The sequence below is a fragment of the Bacillus sp. FSL R5-0434 genome, assembly GCF_038004745.1.
GTDB lineage: Bacteria > Bacillota > Bacilli > Bacillales > Bacillaceae > Bacillus > Bacillus halotolerans.
This window is the reverse complement of record NZ_JBBORV010000001.1, coordinates 2,105,281-2,117,336: the sequence shown is the minus strand read 5'-3', so window position 1 is coordinate 2,117,336 and position 12,056 is coordinate 2,105,281. Positions and strand designations below refer to the sequence as shown.

Below are 12,056 nucleotides of genomic sequence, written 5' to 3'. Positions count from 1 at the left end.
ACCTCTTTTAAAATTCCTGCTTCAATAAATAACGCTTCTGCAGTTTAACCAGCCTGAAAAACAGCCCGACTGCTCCTGCCGCTAGTCCTGCAATTAACCCGATCCAATAACCGAACGCGCCAAGTCCTGTAAACGTGCCGACCGCATAACCGACAGGAAGGCCGATAACCCAATAAGAAATAAAAGCGGCTGCAAGTGTATAATTGACATCTTTATATCCTCTGAGGGCGCCCTGAATAGGTGCTGCCACAGCATCGGAAAGCTGAAAAAACAGCGCGTAAATTAAAAAGTGCTGCGTTAGCCGGAGGACATCCTGATCAGAGGTGTACATACCTGCGATTTGCTCTCTGAATAAAAGGATACAGGCAGCTGTTAACAAAGAAAAGCCTACTGCCATCATGATGCCGATAAAGCTGTAAGAGCGAGCGTCTTTAAAACGAGCTGCTCCGGCCTCAAACCCGACAACTATCGTTAAAGCCATGGACACGCTGAGCGGCAGCATATATAAAAGTGACGCAAAGTTCATGGCGGCCTGATGGGACGCGATGGTTACTGTATTGAAATGGCTCATCAGCAAAGTGACAGCCGCGAAGATGCTCGTTTCAAAAAACACGGCAAACCCGATGGGCAGTCCGATTTTCAGCATATTTTTGCACGCTTCCCAAGAGAACTTATACATGGTAAGGAAAATGCCATATTCAGAAAACGGCGCTGCTTTATGAATGATGATAAAACTGATGATACAGATGCACCAATACGTAAGCGCTGATGCAATTCCGGCGCCGACTCCGCCAAGGGCAGGCATGCCGAATTTTCCGAAAATAAATACGTAGTTTAACACAAAATTAATCGGCAGTGAACATAGTGTAATCATCATGGTCACTCGTGTTTTTCCTAATGAGTCAATGAACGATCTCAAAACGGTGTAAACAAATAAAGGAAAAATCCCCAAAGATAAAAACCCTAAAAAGTGCTTAGCAATGTCATATACGTGTGCCTCAAGGTTCAATCGGGACAGAACAGGATCAACTATTCCATATCCAACCGCTAAAACGGCGATGCTTAGAAGCGCGGCCACATATACAGCCTGTAAGACAGTAAAGGGAATTTGTTTGGTTTTATCAGCACCTAATAGCTGTGCGACAATCGGGGTGACTGCCATTAATATACCTGCCAGACCAGTATAGACAGGCGTCCAAAGGCTTGAACCAATGGCCACACCGGCTAAATCGGCGGCGCTGACTTTCCCTGACATCACCGTATCTAAAAAGGTCATGAGAGAAAGCCCCGCCTGAGTAATTAAAATCGGAATTAAAATGTGCAAAAGCTGTTTTATCTTTTGTCCGGCGTTTTTGGTTTCTTTCATACATTGATCCCCGTTTCTTTATCATAACGAGAGAAATTATAACATTTTATGTATAAAAAGCAATGAACGCCTGGCCTATTCTTTTTTTGTCGGTTTCGTTTTTCTAAACATTTGGGCATAAATAAAAGAAAGCGAAATAACGCCTAAAAAGGTGCAGATATATTGAATGATTCTTTCCATTTCCATTCTTTACATACCTCCTTTACCAATAGAATGTACATCAATAAGATAAGCATGCGTGCAAAGTTGAAAATATGAAAAGGAGATGAAGGCCCATGCATTACGAACAGATGACAGAAAGTGTATTCACGGCAAAGATACAATCGCATTTAGAACAGATATTAGGGGATGCTTCTCTTATTTTGAAAACGTTACACGAAAAAGATCAATGCCTCCTTTGTGAATTGGATGACTTGGGACGTATTTTTGAGAATATGCACGGCATTGCCTCATCCTTTTATTTGCAATCATACATTGAACAATTTACACCGTCATTTGTGGAACTGGCCAAGGCGATTAAAAATTTATCGGAAAATAAGCATGGCGCGTTAATTGTCATTGAAAGGGCAGACCCGGTTGACAAATTTATTCAAAAAGGAACATCGCTTCATGCAGAAATCAGTGCTTCATTAATTGAAAGCATCTTTTTCCCGGGAAACCCTCTTCATGACGGCGCTTTATTAGTGAGGGACCATACACTCGTCTCAGCCGGAAACGTTCTCCCGCTGACGACACAAGAAGTGGATATTCATTTGGGAACCAGGCACCGGGCGGCTTTGGGGATGTCTGGATATACAGATGCGCTTGTGCTTGTTGTTTCTGAGGAAACAGGCAAGATGTCGTTTGCGAAGGACGGTGTGTTATATCCGCTCATCTCACCGAGAACATAAAAATAAACAAAAGGACCCGAACAGCTTTCGTCTCATGAGACAAAATGACTGGAATAGAACTCTTTTTTAAAAGCATTCATGCTATACTGAATGCTTTTTTTCTTGAAAATAGAAAGTCGGGAAATGTAACCTAGTATAAAAGTTATATTGGATTAATATTAATAAAGTTAAATACTTTACCTGATTTTGTATTTATAGTACTGTATAAAATATTACATAAATTTTAATGGAAGGGTGTGCCGCATGGCTAATGTATTAATGATCGGTTTTCCGGGAGAGGGCCATATTAATCCGTCTATCGGTGTAATGAAGGAGCTGAAATCACGAGGAGAAAACATTACTTACTATGCAGTAAAGGAATACGAAGAAAAAATCACTGCGCTTGATATTGAATTTCGTGACTATAACGATTTTAGAGAAGAATATTTCGGAAAAAACGCAACTGGTAATGAGGAAAGAGATTTTGCCGAAATGATATGCGCCTTTTTGAAAGGGTGTAAGGACATCGCCACCCATATTTATAATGAAGTGAAAAACGAATCATATGATTATGTCATATATGATCACCATTTCCTGGCCGGTAAAATCATTGCCAATCTGCTGAAGCTGCCGAGATTTTCATTATGTACGACCTTTGCAATGAATGAGGATTTTTTAAAGGAAATGATGGACACCTTCAATAGCAGACCATTTGAAGACTCACCTTATTACGAATCCTATCAGCAGCTCGCAGAAACCTTAAATGCCGAGTTTCAAGCGGGAATTACCAAGCCGTTTGACGTTTTTTCGTCCGATGGAGATTTGACGATTGTCTTTACGTCAAGAGAATTTCAGCCAATGGCTGAGCAATTCGGAGAAAATTATGTGTTTGTTGGTCCTTCAATTGCAAAAAGAGCCAAAAGCAATGACTTTCCATTCGATGAGATTGACAATGAAAACGTGCTGTTTATTTCTATGGGAACCATTTTTAATAATCAAAAAGAGTTTTTCAACCAATGTCTCGAGGTGTGCAAAGACTTTGACGGAAAAGTTGTGCTGTCCATTGGGAAACATGTTAAACAAAGTGAGTTAAACGATATTCCTCACAATTTTATTGTGCGCCCGTATGTGCCGCAGCTTGAAATCCTGAAAAGAGCCAGTTTGTTTGTCACCCACGGCGGAATGAACAGCACAAGCGAAGGGTTATATTTTGAAACACCGCTCATTGTCATTCCGATGGGAGCTGATCAATTCGCTGTCGGAAAACAGGTGGAACAAGTAGGTGCGGGGAAAGTGCTGAAAAAAGAACAGCTGTCTGAAAACCTTCTGAAAGAAACCATTCAAGAAGTGATCAGCAATCCTGTTTATGCTAAGAATGCAAAAGCAATTGGCCAGTCACTGAAAGCAGCAGGCGGTGCTGAAAAAGCTGCCGACAGCATTCTTGAATATGTTAAACACAATACTCAATCAGCTAACGCATAGTGTATACAGCCTGTTCATTTGAAATGGACAGGCTTTTAACTGTTTCGGAAAGCTGGGCAGAGTTGCAGTCAGAAGAAGGGATTTGACACTTTGATAGAGAATTGAAAGAAAAACAGACAGGAAAGGAGGAAAATCTGCTTCTTTCATCAGCATAAACCAATCATTTTACCCCCGCTTAAATAGTTCCTTAGACTTTCGATAAACCTATACAAATTATGTAAAGTATTAGGTGTTTATCTAGAGTTTTAAGGTCGAACGTAGCTGAATTTGCTGCCGGATCTATAAAAATTTGTTTATAACGCTAAAAAAGTGACGATAAAACGTATGTGTGCCATTTTTGGAAACAGAATACTAATTATTTCTGTTTGTCTCATAAAAAGTTTAGGAGGTTAAATGAATGAAAAAGAAGATCGTAGCCGGCTTGGCTGTTTCCGCAGTTGTTGGGTCATCGATGGCAGCAGCACCCGCGGACGCAAAAACGATAAAGGTGAAAAGCGGTGACTCCCTTTGGAAACTTTCGCGCCAGTATCATACGAGTATTTCAGCACTGAAATCCGAAAACAAATTGAAATCGTCAATGCTTTATGTCGGCCAAAGCCTTAAAGTTCCTGAAAGCAGCAAAAAAAGCAAAACATCCTCATCAAACTCAAGCAAAACGTCAACATACACCGTAGCATATGGTGATTCCTTATGGATGATTGCCAAAAATCATAAAATGAGTGTTTCAGAGCTTAAAAGCTTAAACAGCCTGAGCAGTGATTTGATTCGTCCCGGCCAAAAACTGAAAATTAAAGGGACAAGCAGTTCAAATGGTTCGAATGGGCAGAAAAAAAGCAACGGTTCAAATTCTGCAGGCTCATCAAAAAGTACATATACTGTAAAGCTTGGTGATTCTCTGTGGAAAATCGCAAACAGTCTAAATATGACGGTGGCCGAATTGAAAACCTTAAACGGCTTAACATCAGATACGCTTTACCCTAAGCAAGTATTAAAAATAAAAAAAAGCAGCTCATCCAATAGCGGTAGCGGCGGTTCAAAAAAACCGTCAAACTCAAATTCTTCAAAAACAACTACATACAAAGTGAAATCAGGTGATTCGTTATGGAAGATTGCGAATCAGCTGGGCGTCACTGTGCAAAGTATCCGTGATAAGAACAATTTGTCTAGTGATGTTCTGCGAATCGGGCAGGTTCTCACGATTTCAGGAACGACTAAATCAAATAATTCCAATAAGACAGTCCCGAAAGACAAACCAGGATCAAACGTTCAAATAGGAACAAAGATTGACAGAATGATAACGGAGGCAAAAAAATATGTCGGTGTTCCGTATCGCTGGGGCGGAAATACGCCTTCCGGTTTCGATTGCAGCGGTTATATTTATTACCTCATTAATAAAGTATCATCTATTTCAAGGCTGAGCACGGCAGGGTACTGGAACGTAATGCAAAAAGTCAGCCAGCCGTCAGTCGGTGACTTTGTTTTCTTTACGACGTATAAATCCGGACCGTCTCACATGGGGATTTACTTGGGCGGCGGCAATTTTATTCATGCAAGCTCCGACGGTGTGGGCATTTCCAATCTCAGCAATTCGTATTGGAAACAGCGCTACCTGGGCGCACGAAGCTATTTTTAAACTTTGAGCATCGACATTAGACAGACGGGGCGTTTGGGCAGGACGTCCTGCTGCCCTAATGTAAAAGCCTTTTAAAAGGCTTTTTTTAGTTTATATCGGAATATGATTGACCAGACTGTTAGAAAAAACAAGGGGGAGACAGCATGAATCGTTTCTTGCTCCTTATCGTGCTGGCGGCACTGGGGCTTGCGGGATGCAGTCAGGAAACACCTCCCGATCATCCGCGGCGGGTACCGGAAAAAAAGGTAATAGAAACCTCAGCGTTTCGCCATCAGATTCAGCTGGTCAATAGAGAAGGCAAAAAAGTCGGGTTTATTGAAATAAAAGAGTCAGAAGACGAAGGGCTCGATTTTCACATCTCAGCACACAGCCTGACACCTGGGGCTTCACTCGGGTTTCATATTTATGAAAAAGGATCATGTGTCAGGCCGGATTTTGAATCCGCGGGCGGACCCTTTAATCCGCTGAACAAAGAACACGGCTTCAATAATCCGATGGGACATCATGCCGGAGATCTTCCGAATCTTGAAGTCGGCGCAGACGGGAAAGTAGATGTTATTATGAATGCGCCTGAAACCTCTTTACAAAAAGGAAGCAAATTGAATATTCTCGACCAGGATGGCAGCGCGTTTATTATTCATGAACAGGCTGACGACTATTTGACGAATCCGAGCGGAAATTCAGGAGCGCGAATTGTCTGCGGAGCGCTTTCTGGCAATAACGAGAAACAGTAATATAGTGGGAGCCCTTTTGTATTGAGCATACAGGGGCTTTTTTAGTATACTCGTTAATGGAATACGAATAGGAAAGGAAACCTGTCTATGACATCTCAATTGCAGCACTTAACATTGCCGGAAGATATACAAAATAAGCTTTTATCATATAAAAGCCAGCCGATTTCTCCAGAATTTCAATCGCTTATCGGGACATCAGGCTATGAGGCGGAGGATGAAGCCATTTTATTCGATGCCATTATCGCATTGGCGATGGGGAAAAATATCCTGTTAAAAGGACCTACAGGCTCAGGTAAAACTAAGCTGGCAGAAACATTGTCCAGCTATTTTCATAAACCGATGCACAGTGTCAACTGCTCAGTTGATTTGGATGCTGAAGCGCTGGTCGGCTATAAAACCATTGAAAATCAATCTGGCCAGGCGACGATCGAGTTTGTCTCGGGACCTGTGACAACGGCCATGAATGAGGGCCACTTTCTTTATATAGATGAAATTAATATGGCAAAACCGGAAACCCTGCCAATCTTAAACGGTGTATTGGACTACAGAAAAATGATGACAAATCCGTTTACAGGAGAAGTCGTTCGGGCAAAAGAAGGGTTTGGAGTCATTGCTGCCATCAATGAAGGCTACGTCGGAACCGTTCCGCTGAATGAAGCGCTTAAAAACCGTTTTGTCATTATTGATGTGCCTTATATTAAAGGCGAGCTGCTGAAACAAGTACTCATGTCTCAGTCTGCCCTTCATGATGAGAAATTGATTGACCGGTTTATCACGCTGTCTTCTGATCTGATCGTTCAGGCCAATAACGGGCAGGTGTCTGAAGAAGCGGCATCCATCAGAGCTTTAATTGATACGTGTGATTTAGCCGCTTATATTCCGCCGCTACGCGCCATCGAACGGGGAATTGTAGAGAAGCTTGACGATGACCGTGAAAAGGCGGCGGTCCGAAATATCGCAGAAACTCTGTTTGAATGAGGGATGTGCGATGAAATTTATCAAATTTAATGACAGCACAATTGACTCGTTTTTATTTATGATGCTGACCGATTTGGCCAAAACGCTCACCAAAAGTGAGGCAGTGGAAGTGGAGTATGGCGTTCAGTCCTACTACAACCCATTTGAAAAAAAAATCTACATGAGCCACTTTTGGAAGGACAGAGCAGCTGAAGATATGGAAGCAGGTCTCAAAAGCGATGTCTACCTTCGATCGGTCGGAACAAAATACAGCTCGCTGCAAGAGTTTGCGAGCCTTTTGGATTATATCCAGCACAATCTTACGTACAAAAGCTTTGCCAAACAGCTGTTTATGCTGCTTGAGGACATCAGAATTGAAGAATGTATCAAACACGAGCGTCCTGGTACAAAGCATGTATTTGCAAAACGAAAAGACATGTTCAGAAAACATTTCTCCACGCAGCTGACTTTAAATTTAGAACGAAGCATTTTTACGGATGCGCTCTTTTGCGCCATATATGTCAAGCTGACGGCGGAATCGCCTCTGGAAGCCATCCCGTCTATGCGTGATGATATTGATCTGATGCGTCCGTTTATCGAACAGCAGCTCTTGCGTGTGTATGAAGCTGATTCTACACATCACGTTCTGAAAATTGTCGAAGATATCATGGACGGACTTGAAGAGGTGCTTGATAAAGACATGCTGAATACCTACTTCTTTTTGCCTGAGTTAGATTATGCAAAAGCTGCCGAGCAGCCGTTATTTGAAGAAGAGAAAAAAGCGCCGAAGCTGAGTGATGACATAACGCTTCCGAAAAAGTCAGACGGCGATGAAGATATTCACGATGAAGAAATGCCGACTTGGCACCGTGAAACAGAAGCGCCGTCTAAAAGCTTCCTTCAATTTGATATTGAACACGGCGCAAAATCCGATTTAGGAAAAGATGCTTCTCGTGAAGGGGACGATGGAGACCAGGCCCTCGGCTCTGTTCAAGGTTCAGCCAGACAGACAAAACGAAAAGACTATTCCAAACTGGAAGCGCTGGAGTCCAAAAAAGACCAGCCGAACGGTGCGGGTCTTGCCGACGGAAAGGAAAATAAATTCGCGTTTGCGATTTATAAAGAACCGCAGCCTGCAACACAAGATGAAGAGCTTTCTTATAAACAGCAGGCAAAATCGATCGAATCGTATCAGAAGCGTTTGAAACAGATGATTCAAAAAACGCTTGAACACAAAAAAACGCTGCCAAGGACTGACCTTCACGCGGGCCGTCTGAACAACAAGCTTCTCCGTTATTTTACGGAGCGGAATCCGCGTCTTTTTTACAAAAAACAAGAGCCTTCTTCAGAAATTGACGCTGTTTTTACATTGCTGGTCGACTGTTCAGCAAGCATGTTCGACAAAATGGATGAAACGAAGAGGGGAATCGTATTGTTTCACGAAGCCCTGAAGTCGGTAGCAGTCCCGCATCAAATTGTCGGTTTCTGGGAGGATACAAACGATGCGACCGAAACGAGTCAGCCGAACTATTTTAATACGGTAATTCCATTTCAGTCATCCTTAAGACAGGCGGCGGGACCGGCGATAATGCAGCTTGAACCTGAGGAAGACAACCGTGACGGCTATGCGATCAGGCAAATGACGAAAAAAATGCTGCAGCGGAGCGAGGCGCAAAAATTCTTAATCGTGTTCTCTGACGGAGAGCCGGCCGCATTTGGTTATGAGCAAAATGGAATTGTCGATACAAGTGAAGCGGTTATCGAAGCTCGAAAAAGAGGAATAGAAGTCATAAATGTTTTTCTCTCCAACTCGGAAATTGAAGAATCACAAATGAAAACGATACAGGATATGTACGGGAAGTTCAGTATATTTGTCCCGGATGTCGATCAGCTTCCGGATGTACTGTATCCGCTTCTTAAAAAACTGCTCCATAAAAGCATAGGATAACCCTTTATTCTATGCTTTTTGGCGTTTCTTTTTTTAAATGATTAAATTTTTTGTTTTTTATAAAGGTTTTTTACTATTTTGTGAACAATCAAGGTAGAATCAAATTGCAAACAGTGGTAAAATATCGTTGGAAGCGTTTTTATTACATAATTTTGGACACAGCGTTCGAAAGTTATTTTAAGATAGTGAATAAATCACTTGATTATCTAGGTTGGGGGTAATATTCAAATGTTTCAAAATAATATGAAACAACGAATGAATTGGGAAGATTTTTACGGTCCGAACCTCGGCTATGCGCTGGAGCTTTACGATCAGTACACCCAGGATCCGAACAGCATTGATCCGGATCTGAAGGAAATGTTCGACGAACTCGGAGCTCCTCCAAGCGATATAAAAGAGGCATCGGGAACAAAAGAAAAGGGACGTGTTACAGCCGATCTGATACAAAAGATCGCATCAGCAATCAGACTTGCAGAAGATATACGAACCTATGGCCATTTGAACGCTTCCGTCAATCCGCTCAGAAAGGATGGGAAAAAGAGCGAGCTCTTTCCATTATCCGATTACGGGCTAACAGAAGAGGAAATACAAGAAATACCTGCGTCGGTCATTTGTAAAGACGCTCCTACAAACATTACGAACGGTTTAGAAGCCATTCAATATTTGCGAAATACGTATAAAAGAACCATCTCATTTGAATTTGATCATGTACACGATTTTAAAGAGCGCGAGTGGCTGACTCAAAAGATTGAATCCGGTGAATTGTTCCAAAAGAACTCAGCCGAAAAGCTGTCAGCTGTGCTGGAGAGACTGATGGAAGTAGAGGGATTCGAGCAATTTTTACACCGGACCTTCGTCGGGCAGAAGCGTTTTTCAATTGAGGGTCTGGACGCTCTCGTTCCAGTGCTTGATGACATAATTGCACAATCTGTCAAATCAGGTACAACGAGCGTCAACATCGGCATGGCGCACAGGGGCCGCCTGAATGTGCTGGCACATGTGCTGGGCAAACCGTATGAAATCATATTCTCAGAATTCCAGCACGCGCCTAACAAAGATCTTGTCCCGTCTGAAGGATCAATCGGCATCAGCTACGGATGGACGGGGGATGTCAAATATCATCTGGGAGCGAACCGTGAGCTTCATGACGCTGAAACGAAGTCAGCGCGCATTACGCTGGCGAATAACCCGAGCCACTTGGAATTTATCAATCCGATTGTTGAAGGCAGCACAAGAGCGGCGCAGGAAACAAGAACACATAGCGGATATCCGGTTCAGGATGAAACAAAATCACTTGCGATTTTAATTCATGGAGACGCTGCGTTCCCGGGGGAAGGAATTGTAGCTGAAACATTGAATTTAAGCTCTTTAAAAGGGTATCAAGTCGGCGGTGCGATTCATATTATCGCCAATAACATGATCGGATTCACAACAGAAAGCGCTGAATCAAGATCAACAAACTATGCCAGTGACCTGGCGAAGGGCTATGAAATTCCGATTGTTCACGTAAATGCGGACGATCCTGAAGCCTGTCTTTCAGCTGTTAAGTTTGCGGTAGAATACCGAAAAACATTCAACAAGGACTTTCTGATTGACTTAATCGGGTACAGACGCTACGGACACAACGAAATGGATGAGCCGTCAACTACTCAGCCGATGCTGTATGACGCTGTAAGAAAGCATCCGACTGTCAAACATATTTTCGCGGAAAAGCTCATTAAAGATGGGGTGCTAACCGAGGAAGTTGTTCAAAACATTGAAAAGTCGGTAACGAAACGCATAGAAGACGCTTATCAAAAAGTGCCGGCTAAAAAGGAACCTATCGCTTGTGAAATAGAACTTCCGGAACCTGTTTCAAACGGCTTTCCGGATGTAGACACATCTATTGATTTTGATGTGCTCCGCAAGCTGAATGGCGAATTGGTCAATTGGCCGGAGTCGTTTAATGTATTCGGTAAGCTAAAACGCATTTTAGAAAGACGGGCCAAGGCGTTTGATGATGACAGAAAAGTGGAATGGTCATTGGCTGAATCTCTCGCGTTTGCTTCCATTCTGAAAGACGGAACACCGATTCGATTAACAGGACAGGATTCTGAGCGCGGAACGTTTGCCCAACGAAACCTTGTACTTCACGACAGTGAGACAGGCAAAGAATTTGTGCCTTTGCACCATTTGTCAGATTGTGATACATCATTTGCCGTTCATAACAGCCCGCTGTCTGAAGGATCGGTTCTCGGCTTTGAATACGGTTATAACGTGCATTCACCGGAAACACTTGTCCTGTGGGAAGCGCAGTATGGAGATTTCGCCAATGCTGCTCAAGTGTACTTTGACCAATTTATTTCTGCTGGACGCGCAAAATGGGGCCAAAAATCCGGATTAGTGATGCTGCTCCCGCACGGTTACGAGGGACAGGGCCCTGAGCATTCAAGCGGTAGAATCGAGCGGTTCCTGCAGCTAGCTGCTGAGAACAACTGGACGGTTGCCAACCTGACAAGCGCCGCTCAATATTTTCATATATTAAGAAGACAGGCTAAAATGCTGCTGCGTGAGGAAATTCGTCCGCTCGTCATCATGACGCCGAAGAGCCTTCTGCGCAATCCGAATACCGTTTCTGAAGTGCAGGAGCTCAGTGAAAGCCGCTTCCAGCCTGTTTACGAACAGTCAGGACTTTCTCATGAGTATGAAAAAGTAACGCGGCTCGTATTATCCAGCGGTAAAGTATCTATAGACATCAGCGATCATTTCAACAAGTTAGAAGACGGGAAAGAGTGGCTTCACATTGCGAGAATTGAACAGCTGTATCCATTCCCTGCAAAAGGAGTCAAAGAATTATTTGCAAAGCTTCCGAACCTAAAAGAAATCGTTTGGATTCAGGAAGAGCCGCAGAACATGGGGGCTTGGAGCTACATCAGCCCTTATTTGACAGAACTTGCACCAGAAGGAGTAAGCGTTCAATATATTGGACGAAGAAGACGATCCAGTCCTGCAGAGGGAGATCCGACAGTTCATAAAAAAGAACAGGAACGTATTGTATCTGATAGCTTGACTCGCAAAAACTAAGGGG

8 protein-coding genes are annotated in these 12,056 nt (G+C 43.0%); 7 read left to right on the top strand and 1 reads right to left on the bottom strand.

The genetic code is table 11. The features are described 5' to 3' along the window. Window positions 1–7: 7 nt before the first annotated feature. Window positions 8–1,366 (bottom strand): MATE family efflux transporter, encoded by a 1,359-nt coding sequence (locus NYE43_RS10560; RefSeq protein WP_044155533.1) that lies wholly within the window; start codon window positions 1,364–1,366, stop codon window positions 8–10. Window positions 1,367–1,641: 275 nt separating this feature from the next. Between NYE43_RS10560 and cdaS the strand changes: the two genes are divergently transcribed. The 7 genes from cdaS to sucA all read left to right on the top strand — a co-directional run bounded on the left by cdaS (window position 1,642) and on the right by sucA (window position 12,052). Next, window positions 1,642–2,256, top strand: coding sequence for a sporulation-specific diadenylate cyclase CdaS (gene cdaS / locus NYE43_RS10555; protein ID WP_024121736.1), 615 nt, complete (start codon window positions 1,642–1,644; stop codon window positions 2,254–2,256). Between the two features lie 243 nt (window positions 2,257–2,499). After that, complete coding sequence (locus NYE43_RS10550; RefSeq protein ID WP_341061810.1) at window positions 2,500–3,717, top strand: macrolide family glycosyltransferase; 1,218 nt, start codon at window positions 2,500–2,502, stop codon at window positions 3,715–3,717. 397 nt (window positions 3,718–4,114) lie between these two features. Continuing rightward, window positions 4,115–5,350, top strand: coding sequence for a C40 family peptidase (locus NYE43_RS10545; protein ID WP_024121734.1), 1,236 nt, complete (start codon window positions 4,115–4,117; stop codon window positions 5,348–5,350). A gap of 143 nt (window positions 5,351–5,493) precedes the next feature. Continuing rightward, on the top strand, window positions 5,494–6,084 hold the full coding sequence (locus NYE43_RS10540) for a superoxide dismutase family protein (RefSeq protein ID WP_024121733.1): 591 nt from the start codon (window positions 5,494–5,496) through the stop codon (window positions 6,082–6,084). 87 nt (window positions 6,085–6,171) lie between these two features. After that, window positions 6,172–7,062, top strand: coding sequence for an AAA family ATPase (locus tag NYE43_RS10535; RefSeq protein ID WP_010334584.1), 891 nt, complete (start codon window positions 6,172–6,174; stop codon window positions 7,060–7,062). A gap of 10 nt (window positions 7,063–7,072) precedes the next feature. Continuing rightward, the gene (locus NYE43_RS10530; RefSeq protein WP_326323901.1) at window positions 7,073–8,989 is read left to right on the top strand and encodes a vWA domain-containing protein; all 1,917 of its coding nucleotides are present in this window, start codon (window positions 7,073–7,075) and stop codon (window positions 8,987–8,989) included. A 228-nt stretch (window positions 8,990–9,217) separates the two neighbouring features. Then, window positions 9,218–12,052: a 2-oxoglutarate dehydrogenase E1 component gene (gene sucA, locus NYE43_RS10525; RefSeq protein ID WP_326323900.1), complete on the top strand. Its 2,835-nt coding sequence runs from the start codon at window positions 9,218–9,220 to the stop codon at window positions 12,050–12,052. Window positions 12,053–12,056 lie beyond the last annotated feature (4 nt).

Excerpts from the sequence above, each read along its gene's own strand:
- NYE43_RS10560 (WP_044155533.1), bottom strand. The coding sequence starts at position 1,366 with ATGAAAGAAACCAAAAACGCCGGACAAAAGATAAAACAGCTTTTGCAC.
- NYE43_RS10545 (WP_024121734.1), top strand. The coding sequence starts at position 4,115 with ATGAAAAAGAAGATCGTAGCCGGCTTGGCTGTTTCCGCAGTTGTTGGG.
- NYE43_RS10535 (WP_010334584.1), top strand. The coding sequence starts at position 6,172 with ATGACATCTCAATTGCAGCACTTAACATTGCCGGAAGATATACAAAAT.
- sucA (WP_326323900.1), top strand. The coding sequence starts at position 9,218 with ATGTTTCAAAATAATATGAAACAACGAATGAATTGGGAAGATTTTTAC.
- cdaS (WP_024121736.1), top strand. The coding sequence starts at position 1,642 with ATGCATTACGAACAGATGACAGAAAGTGTATTCACGGCAAAGATACAA.
- NYE43_RS10530 (WP_326323901.1), top strand. The coding sequence starts at position 7,073 with ATGAAATTTATCAAATTTAATGACAGCACAATTGACTCGTTTTTATTT.
- NYE43_RS10550 (WP_341061810.1), top strand. The coding sequence starts at position 2,500 with ATGGCTAATGTATTAATGATCGGTTTTCCGGGAGAGGGCCATATTAAT.
- NYE43_RS10540 (WP_024121733.1), top strand. The coding sequence starts at position 5,494 with ATGAATCGTTTCTTGCTCCTTATCGTGCTGGCGGCACTGGGGCTTGCG.